The organism is Mycobacterium hainanense (genome assembly GCF_041890355.1).
Taxonomy (GTDB): Bacteria; Actinomycetota; Actinomycetes; order Mycobacteriales; family Mycobacteriaceae; genus Mycobacterium; species Mycobacterium hainanense.
Genome location: NZ_CP169059.1, coordinates 3714893 through 3732368, shown reverse-complemented (window position 1 = coordinate 3732368; position 17476 = coordinate 3714893). Strand labels below are relative to the sequence as shown.

Genomic DNA, 17476 nt, shown 5'->3' with positions numbered 1-17476 from the left:
GTGTGTCAACATGGCTGCGGCCCAACCGACCTTCGACCGAGGGGACCAGACGTGGCGAACCCGGACCGTGCCCGCTCCCGCACCTTCGTCGTGACGGGCGCCGCGTCCGGAATCGGCCTGGCGACCGCGAGGCGCCTCCTGGCCGAAGGGGGCACGGTGATCGGCGCCGACCTGGCCGCCGCGCCCGACCTGGGGCCCGGGTTCACGTTCGTCGCCGCCGACGTCACCGACCAAGCGGCCATCGCCGCGGTGCTGGCCGCCGTGCCCGACCGCCTCGACGGCGTCCTGCACGCCGCCGGAGTCGCGGGCGGAGGCCCGGTCCATCTGCTTGACCGCGCCGAGTGGGACCGGGTGATCGGGATCAACCTCACCGGCACGTTCCTGGTGGCCAAGGCGGCGCTGGCGCGGATGATCGAGCAGCCACGGATCGACGGCGAACGGGGTTCGCTGGTGACCGTCGCCAGCGTCGAGGGGCTGGAAGGCACGGCGGGCGGCAGCTCGTACAACGCGGCGAAGGGCGGAGTCGTCCTGCTCACCAAGAACATCGCGCTCGACTACGGGCCGAGCGGCATCCGCGCCAACGCCATCTGTCCCGGCTTCATCGAAACGCCGATGGCGCAAAGCGTCTTCGGCCTGCCGGGCATGGAGGGCCCGCTGCGATCCATCACCGAAGAACACGCCCTGCAACGGCTGGGCCGGCCGGAAGAGGTCGCGGCCATGGCGGCGTTCCTGCTGTCGCCCGACGCCTCCTTCGTCAGCGGCCAGGCCATCGCCGTCGATGGCGGCTACACCGCCGGGCGCGACCACGGTGTCGTGAAACTCTTCGGCTTTCCCGAATAGGGCCTTAAGATTCGCCCATGGTCACTCCCGATGAGGCGATCGAGGCGATCCGGGGCACCGGCGGCGCACAGCCGGGTTGTCGCGCGCTGCACGCCAAAGGCACGCTCTACCGCGGCACGTTCACCGCAACCCCCGACGCGGTGATGCTTTCGCGCGCAAAGCATCTCGACGGCTCGACCGTCCCGGCGCTGATCCGCTTCTCCAACGGCGCGGGCAATCCCAAGCAGCGCGACAACGTGCCCGGGATCCGCGGCATGGCGGTGAAGTTCACCCTGCCGGACGGCTCCACCACCGACGTGTCGACGCAGACCGCCCGGCTGTTCGTCTCGAGCACACCCGACGGGTTTGTCGATCTGCTCAAGGCGATGCGGCCGGGCCTGACCACGCCGTTGCGCATGGCCAGATACTTCCTCACCCATCCCCGGCTGCTCGGGGCGCTGCCGGTGGTGCGCGACGCCAACAAGATCCCGGCCAGCTACGCGACGACCGAGTACCACGGCTTGCACGCCTTCCGCTGGGTCGCCGCCGACGGCAGCGCCAGATTCGTTCGCTACCACCTGGTTCCGGCGGCCCCGCAGGACTACCTGTCCGCGTCGGCCGCCCAGGGCCAGGGTGCGGACTTCCTCACCGACGAGCTGACCGCGCGCCTGGACAGCGGGCCGGTGCGGTTCGAATATCGCGTACAGATCGCCGGGCCCACCGACTCCACGGTCGACCCGTCCGCGGCATGGCAGAGCACGCAGATCGCGACCGTAGGCACCATCGAGATCACCGGCCTGGAGACCCAGCGCGAGCACGGCGGCGACATCGTCGTGTTCGACCCGATGCGGGTGACCGATGGCATCGAGCCCTCCGACGACCCGGTCCTGCACTTCCGGACGCTCGCCTATTCCGCGTCGGTCAAGCTGCGCACCGGCGTCGACCGCGGGGCCGAGGCGCCTTCCGCCTGACCGGCGAGCGGTATCCGGCGGCCGCCCGCGGGCCGAAACCGGCGGCAGGCTAAGGTTTTTCTTCAGTGTCGCCTTTCCACATGCTGTTGATCTGTTTGGCCGGGTTCGGCGCGGGGGCCATCAACGCGCTCGTCGGGTCCGGCACGCTGATCACGTTCCCGACGTTGGTCGCCCTCGGCTTTCCGCCGGTCACCGCCACCATGTCGAACGCGACCGGCCTGGTCGCCGGCAGCGTTTCGGGCACCTGGGGCTACCGCGCGGAATTGGGCGGCCAATGGAATCGCCTGCGCTGGCAGCTGCCCGCCTCACTGGCCGGCGCTGTGCTGGGTGCCTTCCTGCTGCTGCACCTGCCGGAGAAGGTCTTCGCCGAGGTGGTGCCGGTGCTGCTGGTACTGGCGTTGGTGCTGGTGGTCCTCGGCCCGCGAATCCAGGCGTGGACCGGCCGGCGGGCCGAGGTGGCTGGCCGCTCACCCGAACACATCACCCCCGCCCGGATGGCCGTCCTGGTGGTCGGCACGTTCGCCGTCGGTGTCTACGGCGGCTACTTCACCGCCGCCCAGGGCATCCTGCTGGTCGGGGTGATGGGCGCGCTGCTGCCGGAGTCGGTGCAGCGGATGAACGCCGCCAAGAACCTGCTGACGCTGGTGGTGAATGTGGTTGCCGCCGTGGCGTATACGTTGGTGGCGTTCGACCGGATCAGCTGGCCGGCCGCCGGGCTGATCGCGGCGGGCTCGCTGGTCGGCGGACTGATCGGAGCGCGCTACGGGCGGCGACTGTCGGGCAACGCGCTGCGCGCGACGATCGTGGTGGTCGGCCTGATCGGGCTGTATCGCCTGGTCGCCGTGGCGTGACCGGAAGCGCGGCAACCAGTTTCGCGCTGGGCTGGCTGCATCGAGTGTGCGTGCACGGCTTTGAGTGTGCGCCCAGGGCGGGGCCGCCCGGCGTGTCGCCGCCCTGAACGCACGCTCAAGTTGACCGGAAGCGCGGCAACCAGTTTCAGTCCAGCGTGGCGGCGGCCGCCTCGTCGATGACGTCCCTGACCTCGCCGCGCTTGCGCCACGCCCGCCGCTGGCGCATCGCCCCGTTGCCCCGGGCGGCGACGCGGTCGAGTTCGCCGGTGACGCGGTCATATTCGCCGAGCGATTCCAGCGCCGGCCGCACGCGCTGCACAAGCGCGCGCAACTGCTCAGGCGCCGGCACGGATCCGCGGCCGTGGACCAGGTCGAGAGTGCGTCCGGCGAGCCCGTCGTGGGCTGCCTTCCAGTAGGCCGCGCGCAGGGCCGCCGGCGCGAGCCGCCCGACCTCGTCGTCCTCGAGCGCCGTCATCACCGCGGCCCGCACCAGGGTGGCCAGCAACACCGTCTCGGCCACGGTCGCCGGCACGTCGGCCACCCGCACCTCGATCGTCGGGAAGTTCTCCGACGGGCGCACATCCCAATAGACCATCTTGTGATCCAGGATGATCTCGCTGTCGATCAGCATCTCGACGGTGCGGTCGTAGTCCTCGGGCGACGGGAAGAAGGGCGGGGGCCCGGCCACCGGCCAGCGCCGCCACAGCACGCTGCGCCAGCTGGCGTAGCCGCTGTCGGCGCCGCGGTAGATCGCCGAATTCGCCGACAGCGCAAGCAATGACGGCAGCCACGGCCGCAGCCAGTTGCTGACGTGGATGGCGGCCGCGCGGTCCGGAACCTGCACGTGCACGTGGCAGCCGCAGATGCCCTGCTCGTGCGCGACCATCCCGTACTCGGCGCCGATCCTGCGATAGCGGGGGGTGTCGGTGACGGGGAACTCGTGGGGCGTAGCCGGCGGCAGCCCGGTCGCGAGCAGCTGTAGCCCCACCGACTCGGCGGCCTGCGCGACCGTGCGCCGTAACCGGGACAGCTCCTCGCCGAGTTCCGAGCTGCTCGCCACGACGCTGGACGTGGTCTCCACCTGGCAGCTGGCCAATTCGAGGTCCAGCTCGACGCCCCGGCGCTTGGCCGCGGCGGCCACATCGCTGTTGCGCGGAGCCGGTTCGCCGGTTCGCCGGTCGACGAGCAGGAATTCTTCCTCCGCGCCGAAGGTGGGCGGATCGCTCATTCAGTCAGGGGAGGGCCGCTCAGTGCCGGTGCTGTCCCGTCACCAACGGGCAGCGGCCGCCAGCGCGGAGTCAGCGGTCGGGTAGATGGGCAGCAGCGCGGACAGGCCGCACGCGTCGACGATGCGGGCGACGATCGGTTCGCGGCTGACCAGGCGCAGTTCGACGCCGCGACCCTTGCAGCGCTTGGCCTCGTCGGCCAGCACCGCGAAGGCGCAGCAGCCCATGAATTCCAGGCCAGTCACGTCGACCACCAGGGGGCCCGGCGCCGCCACGATGCCGGCGACCTCACTGATCAGCTGACGCCAGGTGTGCTCATTGCAAGCGTCGATCTCCCCGCCCGCAAAAATCAGCACCGCCGGTCCGCTGCGATCGGCGGTCGCGCGCAGCGTGCTGTTCGGATCGCCCAACTCATAAACCAGCTTGGTGCTCAGCATGAGGTGGGTAGTTGTCATGGGTTCTGCAATGGCCGAGCTCATCGTGGCCTCCTAATCGACTCGCGTCTACGACGCTGCGATGGATGCCCGTCCTGCCGTCTGAAGACAGACTCTCGCGGAGTGCGAATCTCATTTCTATAACAAGACAGGTCGGTCTGTCTACATGTCCTGGCTAAGAGTATGTTGTGCGTTGTTATGACAACTCCCGACGTCGGAACGCCTCCTGCGTCGGCTCGTGAACGCATCTTGACCGCCGCATATGACCTGTTCAGCCGGCGTGGGATCCGTGCTGTCGGCACGGAAGAGGTGATCGAGAGGGCCGGCGTCGCCAAGGCCACCCTGTACCGCCATTTCGCCACCAAAAACGACCTCGTGCTGGCCGTGCTGCAGCGGCGCGAGGAATTGTGGACGCACGGCCTGATCGAGGAACAGTCCCGTCAGCGCGGCGAGACGCCCGAAGAACAGTTGCTCGCGATCTTCGACGTCATGCACGACTGGATCCAGCTGCGCGACGGCTACGAGGGCTGCTCGTTCATCAACGTGCTGCTCGAGCTCGGCGCCGATTCCGCGGCGGGGCAGGCCTGCATCGTCCACATCGACCACGTGCGCGACATCGTGCGCCAGCGCGCCGTAGCGGCGGGATTGATCGACGTCGAGGACTTCGCCTCGTCCTGGCACATCCTGATGAAGGGCGCCATCGTGCTGGCCGCGGTGGGCGACAGCGACGCGGCGTTGCGGGCCCGCCGGATGGCGGTCGGCCTCATCGAAGAGCACCGGCCGGTGGCGCCGGAGGACCTGGGCGAGGCGGCCAGCTGAGCCGCTGAAGTCAGGCCGCGTCGGCCGCGGTGTTCTCCGCCTTGCGGTTGTGCTCGGCCTCGAGTTCCGCGATGGCCCGGGAGGTGCGTTCCCGCAGCGCGAAGGCCGCGATCAGACCGCAGACGATCGCGATGACGAGCGCGATCCAGGAGAACCGCTCCAGCCAGCGCTCGGCGGCCATCCCGGCGAAGTACACCAGCGCGGTGGTGCCGCCGGCCCAGCAGATGGCGCCCGAGACGTTGGCCGCCAAGAAACGCGGATAGTGCATCTTCAGCGCCCCGGCCAGCGGCCCGGCGAAAATCCGCAACAGCGCAATGAAGCGGCCGAAGAACACCGCCCGAACTCCCCAACGGTTGAACAACTTTTCGGCCAACGCGACGTGTCCGGGACCGAAATGTTTGGGGAACCGCCGGCCGAGGCGGTCGAACAGCGGCATGCCGAACTTGCGCCCGACCGTGTAACCGATCGAGTCGCCCACCACGGCGCCGATCACCGCGGCGACGCCGACACCGATCGGGTTGACGGGCAGGTCGTCGTGCGAGGACATCAGGGCCGCGCTGACCAGGATGATCTCGCCGGGCAGCGGAATTCCCAGGCTCTCGAGCCCGACCACACCGCCGACCACCAGATAGACCGCGAGCGGTGGGATCGCATGCAGCAAAGCCTCCACGTCCATGCGTCCAGGATGCCTGACCGCCCAGCGATGTGCCCCCTAAACCCTCCGGTTTGCGTCGGCCGGCCTGCTCGGCGTGCTCAGGCTCTCCAACTGCGGACGTTTGGGTTCCCGCCCGTCGGCCGACGACAGGCCGCGCAGCCGTCGCCAGATCCAGGGAAAGAAGCTGTCCTGCGTCCAGCGCAGCTGTTCGTACGCGCCGGCGCTGAGCGACCGCCGCCTGGCTTCGGGGCTGGCGTGGGCCCAATCATGGTTGCTGCCAGGCAGATTCAGGGCCTCGGCGGCCGCGGCGGCGAACAGCATGTGCCCTTTGGTGGAGGCGTGCACCCGGTCGATGGCCCAGGTGTCCAACTCGCGCATCGAGGGCGCGTTGTACAGGTCGACGAGCCCGAACCCGTAGCGATCGGCGGCCGCGGTGATCGCCGCGTTGATGCGGGCGAGACGGCCCGAGACCAGCCGTCCGAGCGGCAGGAATTGCGCGACGTTCGGGAAGGTCGTCGTCACCACCGTGGCCCCGGACCTGGCCAGCGCGGCGTAGACGTGTTCGAGGTCGGCCAGCGCGGGGCCGAACGACCGGCCCGGCTGAATGACGTCGTTCATCCCGGCGCAGACGGTGATCAGGTCCGGCTGCATCGCCAGGGCCTGCGGAACCTGCTCGTGCAAGACGTCGGCGATCCGCTTGCCGCGGATCGCCAGGTTGGCGTAGTGCAGGCCCGGATAAAGCGAATCGAGCATCGCGGCGAGCCGGTCAGCAAACCCCAGGAGGCCGACGACGTCGTCGCCGTCCCATAAGCCCTCGGTCTGGCTGTCCCCGATGGCGACGTAACGGCGATATCCGCAAGGCATAGCCCCGTACACGAAGCCGAGAATAGTAGCGATCGCCGCCCCGGTGCGTGAAGCGCGGCCACCCACGCGCCCGAGAAGGATCGCGGTCCGTCGACTAGCGTCTGGGGGCATGGCGATGCCTTTGAAGGGCAATGCAATTCACACCGGCCGGCGGGCGAACGTCGCGGCCGGTGTTCTCGTCGCCCTTGCCCTGTTCGTGGTGGGGCTCCTGTGGGCGAAGTGGCTGCCCTACGCGGGCAAGGCCGCGACGGCCCATCGCACCCACCACTGGCCGGGGTCGAGCGTTCTCACCGTGGGCGGCGTGCACCCCGGCGATCGCCCCACCTGGCACGCCGCGGCGACCTTCTTCCACGCGTATGTGGCCTCGATCTGGCCGGCGCTGGTGGCCGCGCTGCTGATCAGCGCCTCGGTGCAGGCGCTGATCCCGCGGTCCTGGCTGCCACGCGCGTTGAACCGACACGGTCGGTTGTCCACCGCGCTGGCCGGCGGGGCCGCCGGCATGCCAACGATGATGTGCACGTGTTGCGCCGCACCGGTTGCCGTCACCCTGCGGCGCAACGGCGTCACGCCCGCGGCGGCCATCGCCTACTGGCTGGGCAACCCGCTGCTCAACCCGGCGGTGCTGGTTTTCCTGCTCTTCGTCGCCCCCTGGCAGTGGAGCCTGACCAGGGCGGTCGTCGGCATCGCGACCGTGCTGGGCGTCGGCGCCGCGGTGGGATGGCTCTCCGGACCGGCCGGGGGCCCGGCGCCGGCGACCGCGCGGCCGGTCGACGACGAGCGCACGGGCAGGCCGCGCAGGTTCGTGCGGGCACTGCTGTGGTTGGTGCTGTTCTTGCTGCCCGAGTACGCGGTCCTGGTGCTCGTGGTCGGGGCGTTCCGCGGTTTCCTGCTCACCTTGGGGCAACCGGCGCACCATGGCTTGTTGCTGGTCGTGGTCATCGCGATCGCCGGCACACTCATGGTCATCCCGACGGCGGGGGAGATCCCGATCCTGCAGGGCCTGGCCCTGCTGGGCGCGTCATCGGGGACGATCGGCGCGCTGCTGATCACCCTTCCGGCGGTGAGCATTCCGGGCGCCGCAATGGTCGCCCGCAGCTTCGGGTGGAAGGCCACCGCGACCGCGACCGGCATGGTGGTCGCTGCGGGACTCCTCGGCGCCGCCGTGCTCAGCTTGCTGTAAGTCGCAACCAGCCCGAGTACCTTCACTGTCATGGCGCGAAAGAGCGATGACGGCTCGGTCGATTCGCTTGTGCCGCAGTATCCGATCGAGTCGGTCGACAACACGCGTCTGTGACGCAAGCTCAGCCAGCCGGCAACCGCGAATCTGAGTAGTCTTACGGATCCGGCGAGCAGCGCTGTGCCGCAGTCTGTTTGCTATGACCGTTCCCAACAGCATGTCCAAGACCACTGCCGCGTTCTTCGTTCAGGCCGCCGTCGCGTTCGCGATCAGCTTCGTGACCGCGCTCGGCGGGATCTACCTACTCCCGCTCGACGCCTGGCAGCGAGGCTTCCTCGGCATCACCTTCCTATTCTTGGTGTCGAGCGCGTTCACCCTGGCCAAGGTTATCCGCGACCAGCAGGAGGCCGCGACGGTGCGCGTGCGTCTGGATGAAGCGCGCATCGAGAAACTGCTCGCCGACTACGACCCGCTCAACGCCACCGCGAACTGAGTAGTACTACTCAGGCCCGACGCGTAGAACTGCGCGGGCGCAGACCCAGCGCGACCGGCGATGCTGGTTTCGTGGCATCCGAGTTAGCACGTCCCATAGGCAGCGCCGCCTAAATCATTCCCCCGCAACGGCTTTCCCGAAAGGCCCGGTAACATCCCATGGCAGCTCGCACCAGATTCCCCGACGTCGCCGAGGTGGCGGCGGCCACCCCGGCCGACCGCGACCGCGTCCTGGACGTCATCCGCATCACGTCGTTGATCGGCGTGGTGCTCGGCCACACCGTGATGGCCATCAGCATCATCGAAAACCACGTCTTGATCTGGGACAACCTGCTGACCACCTCGGTGGTGTTTCAAGCAGCGACCTGGCTCTTGCAGATCATGCCGCTGTTCTTCTTCGCCGGCGCCGCGGCCTGCCTGTCGTCGTGGTCCGCGGGCACGAACTGGGGCGACTGGCTGATGAAACGCTGCACCCGGCTGTTCCGGCCGGTGTTCTATTACCTGGCGTTTTGGGCCGTGGTGCTGACGGTGCTGTATCGGGTGCTGCCGCAACACATTTACGAGCCGGTGGCCGGTGTCAGCACCCAGCTGCTGTGGTTCCTGGGTGCCTATGTGCTTGTGCTGGCTGCGATGCCGATGCTGTACCGCATCACCACCGCGGGGCGTCTCGCCGCCGCTGTGGTCGGTGTCTACGGGGCCATCGCGGCGATCGACGCCATCCGGCTGCACTGGCCGGCCATGATGCCGCTGGGCTACCTCAACCTGGCCGTCTGGCTCATCCCGGCCATGTTCGGCATCGCCTACCGCCGCCGGCTGCTCACCGGGCGCGCCGCACTGGCCGTCGCGGCCATCGCGTTCGCCGTCGACGTCGCACTGGTGGCCTGGGGCCCGTACCAGATCAGCATGGTCGGCACCGGTGATCACCAACTCTCCAACACGAGCCCGCCCTCGCTGCTGCTGGCGGGCCACGCAATCATCCTGAGCGCCTTGGCGATTGCGGCCGCGCCGGCGATCGCGCGCTGGGCCCGGCGACCACGGGTGTGGTGGTGGACGGCGATCGGTAACTCCGGGGCCATGACCCTGTACCTGTGGCACATGCCCGTGCTGCTGGGCGTGCATCTGGTCTTCGACTGCCTCGGTTGCCCTCGCTACCCGGGCGCGCCGGATTTCCTCGCCGTCAGCCTCGCGCAGCTGCTCGTCGTGATCGTCGCGGTGGCGGTGCTTTTCGTCGCGCTGCGCCCGCTGGAGAACAACCCGCTCTCGGGCTGGGACGGCGCTCCGACGGTGCCGGGGCGCGGGCGCGGAGCGGCCGTCGGCGGCCTGTTGTGCGTGGCGGGCGTGGCGATCCTCGCCGCCATCAGGTGGGGACTCAAGGACGACGGCCTGGTGTGGATGGCCGTGATGGTGACCGCGTTGGTCGGTGCCCGCGTGGTGGCCGGCGCACCGGCGACGCGCCTAACCACCATTCGCGGCTAGCCGCAGGATTGGCTGACCCGCAGAGTTGGTCACCTGGCTGCCCTGCGGGTCGGCCGTCGCCGCGATCCTCGGTCGAACCGAATCATGACGCCGACAATGCGATGCCGCAATGGCTTACGATAACCAGTCGTCGACTAGGTCCGCCCAGCGTCGCGAGATTGCCCTCTCCATTTCGTCACGTCGGCGTCGGGTGTTGACGTCGTCAGCGGCGATCGCGCCGACGGCCAACCGGGCGACCTCGTCGACCTGATCCGGGTCGAGCCCGAAATGCAGGAGGGTGTCCAGGTCCTTCTCCGTGTCGATTTCGTCGGCCATGTTCGAACGGGCGAGTAGGACGGCGGCGTTCTCCTCACCGACTTCCAGCAGCATCGCGACGAGCGAGCCCTTGTCGACCTTCACTTCGGTCGCGTCAGACGGGCCGGCGGGTCGCCAACTCGAGACCGTTGTCGCGCATGACGGTTCGGCATTGTGCTGGGCTGTAGTCGAAGTTTTCCAGGTCTTTGATGTAAGAGGCTGGGTTGGCGAGGCCTTCGACGTGGGGGAAGTCGGAGCCCATGACGATGCGGTCGGCGCCGACGAGCTTGAGCAGGCTGGCCAGTTCGTCCTCGTAGAAGGGGGACACCCAGACGTGGCGCTTGAACGTCTCGCGCGGGTCTTCCTGGTAGATGAACGGGATTTGACCGTAGGACTTCGTCAGCTTCTCGAAGAGGTGGAACACCCACGCCGAGCCGCTTTCAATGGACGCCATGCGCAGGTTGGGGAATCGCAGAAACAGGCCTTTGTGCAAATGGTTGGCGAAAGTGTCTTGGATCGGGTCGGCGGAGAACAACGACCGAAAGCCCAGCAGCGTTTGGAAGGACATCATGTAGTCGGATTCGCCCCACGCCGGCATGAACTTCGAGTAGTAGGTCTCACCCGAGTGGTAGCAGACGGTAATACCCGAATCGTTTGCCAGCCGCCAGAAGTCGTCGAACATCGGGTCACCGGGTGCGCGCGTGCCGATGGCAGTGGTGATCGGTCCTGGGACCATCACGATGAACCGGGCGTCGCGTTCCAAGGCCCATTCAAGCTCGCGCACGGCGGCATCCGGTTGGCAGAGTGTGATGTAGGGCGCGGCAAAAATGCGCTCGCGGTAGGCGAATCCCCAGTCCTCCTCCATCCAACGGTTGAACGCGCGGAACGTCGCCACGGTGGCATCGAAGTCGGGCAGCAGTGCCTGTTCCATCCCTACCCCGAGGGTCGGCAGCAGGATGCAGCCCTGCATGCCCTGCTCATCCATCAGCGCCAATCGCGCGTCACGATCGCGATACGCGGCGGGGATAGGTTCCAACTCGCCGAACAGTGCGTTCATGTCGGCGCCCTTGGGGTTGCGCCCACGGAAGTACTCGTCGAGGGCGCCTGGTTTGCCGACGGGATCGAACGTGGGGTTGGGGATGAACCGGTTGACGCGGCCGCCAACCATCAGTCGCTGCTTGCCGTCGATCTGCGCCCACTGGATGGCGCGTTTCTTGTAAGCGGGCTCGATGTGGCGGGTGAAGGCGTCCAGCGCCTCGTAGTAGTGGTTGTCGCAGTCGAAGTAGGTGAATTCGAGATTCTCTGTCATCGTGTGCCTCTCTGTTGGCGGGAAGTGTTGTGTCGTTATTTGCGTGGTAGGCCGAGGATCATGGAGGCGATCACGGTCAGCTGTATTTCGGGCGTACCGCCGCCGATGAGTTCGGATGGCATGTCGAAATACGGTCCGATCACGGCGGGTTCGGAATCCTCGAGCATCGCGTTGACCCCGGTGTGGCGCAGCGTGGCGGTGGAGGCGCGACGGAGCAGCATGACCAGCGCGTATTTGGCGATGCTCGATGTGGGTCCGGCCGCCCGGCCCTGCACCTGGCGCAGCGTTTCGCGAAGCACCATGGCCTTGACGGCAGACGTGTGGGCCTCGATGTCGCCCAGTGCTTCCAGGACGGCGGCACGGTCGGGGCCGTCGCCGCGCGCGACGTGGCGCAGGGCGGCCGATCGGTCGATGTTGACGTTGTTGGCGATCGCGGTGCGTTCGACCGCCATTGTGGCCACTGCGAGATCCCAACCGGCGCCGGGTGTTCCGACCAGCATGTGGTCGGGAACGAAGACGTCGGTGAGGAACACCTCGTTGAAGTCATAGCCACCGCTGGCCTGCCTGATGGGCTCGACGGTGATGCCCTGCGAGGCCATGTCGATGAGGAAGTAGCTGATGCCACGGTGCTTGGGCGCATCCGGGTCGGTACGCGCGAGCAGAGCACCGAAGTGCGCTCGGTCGGCCTGCGAGGTCCAAATCTTGTGCCCGTTGATCAGCCACCCGCCGTCGATTTTCTCGGCACGCGTTCTCAGGGAGGCCAGGTCCGATCCGGCCTCCGGCTCACTGAACAGCTGGCACCAGCGTTGCGACCCGCGGAGCATCGGCCAGGCGAATTGCTCTCTCTGCCAGTCGGTTCCGTAGCTGAGGATCGTCGGCAGAATCCACTCCGCGATGCTGAGGTAAGGCTTGGGCACATCGGGACGTTTGTCGAACTCCTCGCCGATGATCACCTGCTGTAACGCCGTGGCGCCCAGACCCCACGGAGCGGGCAGGTGCGGGGCCATCAGCCCGCCCTCGGCCAAGACATCGCGCTGTTGACCCCAGGCCTGGCCCGGGGTTCGGTCGTCGTCGGCCGGGTGCTCGTTGGGCAGCGCACGGGCTTGTTCGAGCGTGGCCGCTACCGAAGCACGGAATGCGGCTTCGATGTCGCCGAGATCGACTGCAGTGCTGCGCCTCTCGCGTAACACGAGTTCGCCGGTTTCGCGGGCCCATCGCGTGATCGATCCGATCGAGGCGGCCAGCGTGGTCGCCCGCCGCCAGTACAGGTGTGTGTCGTGTTCCCAGGTGTACCCGATGGCGCCGAACATGAGCATGGCGTCGAGGACGAGGTCGGGTGCGGTTGCGATGGACACCTGCGCAGCCGCCCCGGCGGCGAGCCGCTGTTGGGTGGTGGAATCCCCGGCGGCGCGCACCGCGTCCCATGCTGCGGCCGAGGCCAATTCGGAATTGACCAGTAGTGTCGCGGCCTTGTGCTGCAGGGCCTGGAAGGCGCCGACGGGCCGGCCGAACTGCTCACGGTTGCGGATGTAGTCGGTCGCCGCTTCCTGGCATCTGCGCACGATGCCCGCTGCCGCACACGCGGTCAGGGCCACCGCGATGCAACGGGCAGGCGCGCAGGCGATTCCGAATAGTTCGGCACTTGCGGGCACGACGTGACCGGTCAGTGTCAGGACACCGACATCGGTGGTCAAGTCGGTGCCGCGCCGCGGGTCGACCGACATCCCCGACGCCCCGTGGCCCGCATCGAGGGCGAACCAGCGCACGTCGGCCTCGGCGTCGGTGTGTACGGCGAGCAGGATGCGTTGAGCGGACACCAGTCCCGCCGTGGGTGCGCTGAAGCCGTCGAGCTTCCAGCCATCGTGGTGACGTGTCACGCGGACCATGGAGTGCTCGGGCAGCACCGACGTTGCAGGTACGCCGCCAACGAGATCGGCGAGCAGTGTGGCGCCGGAGCCGTCCGACAGGTTGGTGATCGCGCTGGCAATGGTTGTGCTCAGCCACGGGCCAGGCAGCAGGGCCGCTGCGGTGGCCTCGATGGCGCAGCCCAAGTCGGCGAGCGAGCCGCCCTGACCTCCGGCGGCTTCCGGCAGGTGCACCGCGTGAAAGCCGGAGGCGGTGAGTTCCTCCCACCAGGGCGGTAGATCACCCGCCGCGATCGAGTCGAACGACGCTCGGGTCTTGTCGAGCGGCGCGTGGCGCGCGGCGAAGCTGCTGATGGTTTCGGCCAGCTGCTCCTGCTCGGTGGTGATTCCGAACGCCATCGATCAGTCCCCGAGACCGAGGATGCGGGCGGCATTGCCGTACAGGAACTTTGGCCACACCTGGTCTTTGAACGGCACTCCGGGCAGCTCGCTGAAGATTCGCTCCAGCGATAGGCCCATGGGGAAGTAGCCGGCGTAGAGCACTTTGTCGGCGCCACGGGTGTTCGCGTAGTCGATGATGGCCTTCGGGTAGTACTTGGGGGCGAAGGCCGAGGTGGAGTAGTAGAGGTTGGGCCACTTGAGCATCAGCTTGACCGCGAGGTCCTCCCAGGGTTCGCAGCCGTGGCGGGTGACGAACACCAAGTCGGGGAAATCGAACATCACCACGTCGATCCGCGAGACTTCCTGCGCGGCATACGGCACACGCGGGCCCGGTACACCGGCGCACACAAAGATCGGCAGACCCAGTTCTACACAGGTCGCGTAGATGGGATACATCTTCGGGTCGTCGATGGCGACCTGGGGGAAGGTACCTGCCGGAAACACCGACGTCGCCCGTATGCCGTACTCCTCGTAGTCGCGGCGGATGGCGTTGACCGAACCCATCACGTCGTTGGGATCCGCCACGGCGCCCGACGGGACGAATCGATCCGGAAAGGTCTTCAGCGCTTTGGCGGCGCAGTCCTCGGTCACGCCGATCACGGCCTTCTCGATGCCGAATCGATCCATCTGCTGAAGCACCAGCGACACCGGGTCGTCCGTCGGCAGACCATTCGGAACGTCCTTGAACATGTACTCGACGGGAAACTCGAAGCCTTCTTTCGACTCGCGGTCTTTCGTCTGCCTGCGGATGAAGTCGTACTGGGCCGATCCCTCGTGTGGGAAGCCGATCATCGTGTCAATCACCGGCAGACCGACTGGTCCGGGCATCAGTACCTCCGATCTAACCGGCGCAATGAGAGCGCCGAGCGATGGTTCCATATTGAAACGCTGTTCTACTTTAGTCAACCGCGAATCAAGGTCGGTACACTAAATGGCATGCTCTTAGGCGGAATAACGCTAGGATTATGAACCACAGCGAGAACATCGTTATCATCTAGCAAGGGGCTGTGGTGTCACAGGAAAGGCGCACCGTCATCGTCAGAACTGCTGAGCGCCCTCACACCCAAGCCCTGCAGGCGGCGGACATGACCAGCGGGCAGCTGGCCCGCCGAGCCAAGATCGTCGAAGCGGTGATCGCGCTGATCAGCGAAGTCGGTGCCGATGCGGTGCAGATGCGGAACGTGGCTCAGCGGTCAGGGGTCGCGCTGGGCACCGTCTATCGATACTTCAGCTCCAAGGAGCATCTGCTGGCCGCGGCCCTTGAGGACTGGCAGAAACGACTGACCCGTCGTGTCACGCCAGCTGGCGATCCGGGCGAAGGCACGCCGCTACCAGGAATACTGGATTACCTGGAACGGGCACAGCGCGCCTTCCATCGCAATCCGAAGATGACGGCGCTGATGCTCCAAGCGATGACCTCAAATGACCCCGTGACCAGGACCGGCATCGACCACATGGCTCGTACCAACAGCGAAATGCTCGCCCGGCTGCTCAAAGGTGTTGATCCCCAACTCATTCCGAATATCAGCTTCGGCCTGGACGCCGCCTTGTCCAGCGCGGTGACGGCAGTCCTCATTAAAGCTCTCTCGTTGGATGAGGCGCTCGAACGCGTGGAGTGGGTTGCACGAACACTTGTCGACGGCGCGGTAGCGAACACGACGTAGGACTGTCGGGTGTCGGTAGCGATGCGGATTCGGCGGTTCAAGGGTCGGAGTCACACGCCGACGCCGGCGCGTTCAGTCGTCGCGCCAATGCCACGGAATTTCGGTTGACAGCGACCGGGCGAGCGGCATGGAAGGTAGTGGCCGGTGCGGTCGGAGAACACCGCCTCCCGGGCCCATCGCATACCGGCACGGGAACGAGTAGCTGGGATATTTTGACGCGAGCCGGACACGTTCGTCCCAGATGGAGCATCCCCGATAGGGATGGTCCATGTCCGCCTTAGTCCCTGCGGGTCACGGCTCCTCGTCGAGGCCGTGCTCAATCGCGTAGCGCGCCAACTCCACCCGATTGGCGACCTGCAGTTTGCGAAACGTCGCCTGCACGTGATTTTCGACGGTGCGGTGGCTCAGTGACAGCTTCTGGGCGATCTGCTTGGCGGACAGACCCTTTGCCACGTAGCGCAACACCTCGGTTTCGCGTTCGGTGAGGCTCGGCCGGGCCGGACCGTCGTCCTTGCTCTGCGCCATGCGCCGGTATTCGCCCAGCACCAACCCGGCCAGGCTCGGGGTGAACACGGCCCGGCCCTCGGCGGTCGCCGTCACGGCTTGTGCCAGTTCCGATTTGGATGCGCTCTTGACCAGATAGCCGATCGCGCCGGCCTTGACAGCCTCCAGCACGTCGTCCCGCTCGTCGGACGCCGAAAGCACCAGCACCCGAGAGGAGGGGGACACCGCGAGCACTCCCGCGGTCGCCTGCGCCCCGTCGCCGTCGGGCAGCTGCATGTCCATCACCACCACGTCGGGCTTGACCACGGCCGCCCGCCGCCGCGCCGCGGCAACGCTGTCGGCGGTGGCGACCACGGTGAACCCGTCGTCGGCCAGGTCGCGGGCGACCGCGTCGCGCCAGATGGGATGGTCGTCGACGACCATCACCGTCGTGGGGGTCTCATCGGTCATGGAACGCCCTCCCCGCGCGGCACACACAACTCCCACTCGGCGCCCTCTCCGGGTTCGCTTCGCAGCCGGGCGCTGCCGCCGAGCGCAGCCAACCGCCCGACGATCGATTGCGAAATGCCCAGGCGCCCCTGGCCGGCCGCCTCCTCGAGCCGGCCGGCCGCGATTCCCACCCCGTCGTCGCGGATGCTCACCACGACGGAATCACCGAGGTCTTCGACGAGCACGAATGCGTGCGCGTCGGGTCCGGCATGCCTTCCCACGTTGTCCAGGGCGTTGCCCACCGCGGCGTCGAGCTCGGTGCCCACCCGGCGGCCCAAGGGCACGGGTGTGGCGGGCAGGCTCAGCGACACTCGGTCGGATTCCCGGCTCCGCAGCAGGGTGCACAGGTCGACGGTGGCGCCGTCGGTTTCGTGGTCGACGTCCGCGCTGGCCAGCCACCGCCGCAGCGCGCGTTCCTGCTCGCTGGCCAGGTCGGCGAGTTCCGCTGTGGCGCCGCCGATTTCGTGGCCTTTCTTGGCCACCAGGGCCAGCACCTGGATGGCTCCGTCATGCACCTGGCGGGACAGGCGTTCCCGTTCTTGCACCGCGGCCGTCAATCGGGCCGCCTCTTGAAGCTCGTCGTGGGCGCGGCGCGCGGTCTGGGCGGCCATACCGATCGCCATGCCGATCGCCAGCTCGATGATGGCGGTGGCGTTATGCCCCAGGTTGAGAGCGAAGTAGTCCTTGACCGTGAAGTTGGTGGCCATCACCACCACGCCGGTGAGCATGCCGCCGGCGGGGCCGAACTGGATGGCCGCCGAGATCGTGGGGTTGCTGGCCCACAGCGTCGTCGGCCACGTCTGGTTGTCGGCCGCCCACTGCGGGGTGGTGACGAGGGCGTTCGACGACATGAGCAGCACGACGATCGCGATCTCGGCGAGCACCCATGCCGCTCTGCGGCCGAACCCGCGCAGGTAAGCCACCGCGCACGCCGCGCTCCAGCCGATGAGGACCGCGAACAACACCCAGCCCAGCGCGGGCCGACGCAGATCCGGGTTGATGGCAATTTGGAACCCGGTGGCGTAGACACAGCTCAGCAGCCGGAACACTTGCGCTGCACGCCATAACGGCGTGGTGGGATCGGGGCCGTTTTTCGCCATCGTGGTCAGCATAAATGCGGGGGCTC

The 17476-nt window shown here is 67.5% G+C and carries 18 protein-coding genes; 8 read left to right on the top strand and 10 right to left on the bottom strand.

From position 1 onward, the window contains the following. Positions 1-51: 51 nt before the first annotated feature. From ACEL92_RS17165 to ACEL92_RS17155, 3 genes are all read left to right on the top strand, one after another. Positions 52-840 (top strand): SDR family NAD(P)-dependent oxidoreductase, encoded by a 789-nt coding sequence (locus ACEL92_RS17165; RefSeq protein ID WP_374021924.1) that lies wholly within the window; start codon positions 52-54, stop codon positions 838-840. 17 nt (positions 841-857) lie between these two features. Then, positions 858-1790, top strand: a complete 933-nt coding sequence (locus tag ACEL92_RS17160; protein ID WP_374021923.1) for a catalase family peroxidase — start codon at positions 858-860, stop codon at positions 1788-1790. Between the two features lie 65 nt (positions 1791-1855). Further along, on the top strand, positions 1856-2641 hold the full coding sequence (locus tag ACEL92_RS17155) for a sulfite exporter TauE/SafE family protein (RefSeq protein WP_374021922.1): 786 nt from the start codon (positions 1856-1858) through the stop codon (positions 2639-2641). A gap of 145 nt (positions 2642-2786) precedes the next feature. On the opposite strand, the gene ACEL92_RS17150 is transcribed toward ACEL92_RS17155, so the two are convergent. Together ACEL92_RS17150 and ACEL92_RS17145 are read right to left on the bottom strand one after the other, a co-directional pair. Beyond that, complete coding sequence (locus tag ACEL92_RS17150) at positions 2787-3869, bottom strand: glutamate--cysteine ligase (protein WP_374021921.1); 1083 nt, start codon at positions 3867-3869, stop codon at positions 2787-2789. Positions 3870-3908: 39 nt separating this feature from the next. Further along, entirely contained in the window at positions 3909-4346 is a 438-nt protein-coding gene (locus tag ACEL92_RS17145; protein ID WP_374021920.1) for an anti-sigma factor antagonist, read from the bottom strand. A gap of 153 nt (positions 4347-4499) precedes the next feature. Here ACEL92_RS17145 and ACEL92_RS17140 point away from each other — a divergent pair, with 153 nt between their 5' ends. Next, positions 4500-5120: a TetR/AcrR family transcriptional regulator gene (locus ACEL92_RS17140; RefSeq protein WP_374021919.1), complete on the top strand. Its 621-nt coding sequence runs from the start codon at positions 4500-4502 to the stop codon at positions 5118-5120. 10 nt (positions 5121-5130) lie between these two features. Here ACEL92_RS17140 and ACEL92_RS17135 read toward each other — a convergent pair whose 3' ends face one another. Beyond that, entirely contained in the window at positions 5131-5796 is a 666-nt protein-coding gene (locus tag ACEL92_RS17135; RefSeq protein WP_374021918.1) for a DedA family protein, read from the bottom strand. Between the two features lie 36 nt (positions 5797-5832). Further along, complete coding sequence (locus tag ACEL92_RS17130; RefSeq protein WP_374026249.1) at positions 5833-6639, bottom strand: SGNH/GDSL hydrolase family protein; 807 nt, start codon at positions 6637-6639, stop codon at positions 5833-5835. A gap of 109 nt (positions 6640-6748) precedes the next feature. On the opposite strand from ACEL92_RS17130, the gene ACEL92_RS17125 reads away from it, so the two are divergent. The 3 genes from ACEL92_RS17125 to ACEL92_RS17115 all read left to right on the top strand — a co-directional run bounded on the left by ACEL92_RS17125 (position 6749) and on the right by ACEL92_RS17115 (position 9784). Continuing rightward, positions 6749-7819, top strand: coding sequence for a permease (locus ACEL92_RS17125; RefSeq protein ID WP_374021917.1), 1071 nt, complete (start codon positions 6749-6751; stop codon positions 7817-7819). A gap of 196 nt (positions 7820-8015) precedes the next feature. Next, the gene (locus tag ACEL92_RS17120; RefSeq protein WP_374021916.1) at positions 8016-8309 is read left to right on the top strand and encodes a YiaA/YiaB family inner membrane protein; all 294 of its coding nucleotides are present in this window, start codon (positions 8016-8018) and stop codon (positions 8307-8309) included. Between the two features lie 158 nt (positions 8310-8467). After that, a complete protein-coding gene (locus ACEL92_RS17115; protein WP_374021915.1) occupies positions 8468-9784 on the top strand; it encodes an acyltransferase in 1317 nt (438 codons plus the stop codon). Positions 9785-9898: 114 nt separating this feature from the next. Here ACEL92_RS17115 and ACEL92_RS17110 read toward each other — a convergent pair whose 3' ends face one another. From ACEL92_RS17110 to ACEL92_RS17095, 4 genes are read right to left on the bottom strand one after another with little or no spacing between them, the layout of a single operon-like run. Next, positions 9899-10183 (bottom strand): hypothetical protein, encoded by a 285-nt coding sequence (locus ACEL92_RS17110; RefSeq protein ID WP_374021914.1) that lies wholly within the window; start codon positions 10181-10183, stop codon positions 9899-9901. 10 nt (positions 10184-10193) lie between these two features. Further along, positions 10194-11387 (bottom strand): amidohydrolase family protein, encoded by a 1194-nt coding sequence (locus ACEL92_RS17105; RefSeq protein ID WP_374021913.1) that lies wholly within the window; start codon positions 11385-11387, stop codon positions 10194-10196. A 35-nt stretch (positions 11388-11422) separates the two neighbouring features. Next, positions 11423-13651 (bottom strand): acyl-CoA dehydrogenase family protein, encoded by a 2229-nt coding sequence (locus ACEL92_RS17100; RefSeq protein WP_374021912.1) that lies wholly within the window; start codon positions 13649-13651, stop codon positions 11423-11425. A 3-nt stretch (positions 13652-13654) separates the two neighbouring features. Beyond that, positions 13655-14521 carry an amidohydrolase family protein gene (locus tag ACEL92_RS17095; protein WP_374021911.1) on the bottom strand — a complete coding sequence of 289 codons (867 nt, stop codon included), beginning with the start codon at positions 14519-14521 and terminating at the stop codon, positions 13655-13657. Positions 14522-14700: 179 nt separating this feature from the next. Here ACEL92_RS17095 and ACEL92_RS17090 point away from each other — a divergent pair, with 179 nt between their 5' ends. Then, positions 14701-15357 (top strand): TetR family transcriptional regulator, encoded by a 657-nt coding sequence (locus ACEL92_RS17090; protein ID WP_374021910.1) that lies wholly within the window; start codon positions 14701-14703, stop codon positions 15355-15357. A gap of 291 nt (positions 15358-15648) precedes the next feature. Here ACEL92_RS17090 and ACEL92_RS17085 read toward each other — a convergent pair whose 3' ends face one another. Both ACEL92_RS17085 and macS read right to left on the bottom strand, forming a co-directional pair. Beyond that, positions 15649-16311 carry a response regulator gene (locus ACEL92_RS17085; protein WP_374021909.1) on the bottom strand — a complete coding sequence of 221 codons (663 nt, stop codon included), beginning with the start codon at positions 16309-16311 and terminating at the stop codon, positions 15649-15651. Further along, positions 16308-17462, bottom strand: a complete 1155-nt coding sequence (macS, locus tag ACEL92_RS17080) for a MacS family sensor histidine kinase (RefSeq protein WP_374021908.1) — start codon at positions 17460-17462, stop codon at positions 16308-16310. Before macS ends, ACEL92_RS17085 begins: the two co-directional genes overlap by 4 nt. Positions 17463-17476: the final 14 nt, after the last annotated feature.

Coding starts and splice junctions, on each gene's coding strand:
- ACEL92_RS17160 (WP_374021923.1), top strand. CDS start 858: ATGGTCACTCCCGATGAGGCGATCGAGGCGATCCGGGGCACCGGCGGC.
- ACEL92_RS17150 (WP_374021921.1), bottom strand. CDS start 3,869: ATGAGCGATCCGCCCACCTTCGGCGCGGAGGAAGAATTCCTGCTCGTC.
- ACEL92_RS17145 (WP_374021920.1), bottom strand. CDS start 4,346: ATGAGCTCGGCCATTGCAGAACCCATGACAACTACCCACCTCATGCTG.
- ACEL92_RS17140 (WP_374021919.1), top strand. CDS start 4,500: ATGACAACTCCCGACGTCGGAACGCCTCCTGCGTCGGCTCGTGAACGC.
- ACEL92_RS17135 (WP_374021918.1), bottom strand. CDS start 5,796: ATGGACGTGGAGGCTTTGCTGCATGCGATCCCACCGCTCGCGGTCTAT.
- ACEL92_RS17130 (WP_374026249.1), bottom strand. CDS start 6,639: ATGCCTTGCGGATATCGCCGTTACGTCGCCATCGGGGACAGCCAGACC.
- ACEL92_RS17125 (WP_374021917.1), top strand. CDS start 6,749: ATGGCGATGCCTTTGAAGGGCAATGCAATTCACACCGGCCGGCGGGCG.
- ACEL92_RS17120 (WP_374021916.1), top strand. CDS start 8,016: ATGACCGTTCCCAACAGCATGTCCAAGACCACTGCCGCGTTCTTCGTT.
- ACEL92_RS17115 (WP_374021915.1), top strand. CDS start 8,468: ATGGCAGCTCGCACCAGATTCCCCGACGTCGCCGAGGTGGCGGCGGCC.
- ACEL92_RS17105 (WP_374021913.1), bottom strand. CDS start 11,387: ATGACAGAGAATCTCGAATTCACCTACTTCGACTGCGACAACCACTAC.
- ACEL92_RS17100 (WP_374021912.1), bottom strand. CDS start 13,651: ATGGCGTTCGGAATCACCACCGAGCAGGAGCAGCTGGCCGAAACCATC.
- ACEL92_RS17095 (WP_374021911.1), bottom strand. CDS start 14,521: ATGCCCGGACCAGTCGGTCTGCCGGTGATTGACACGATGATCGGCTTC.
- ACEL92_RS17085 (WP_374021909.1), bottom strand. CDS start 16,311: ATGACCGATGAGACCCCCACGACGGTGATGGTCGTCGACGACCATCCC.
- macS (WP_374021908.1), bottom strand. CDS start 17,462: ATGCTGACCACGATGGCGAAAAACGGCCCCGATCCCACCACGCCGTTA.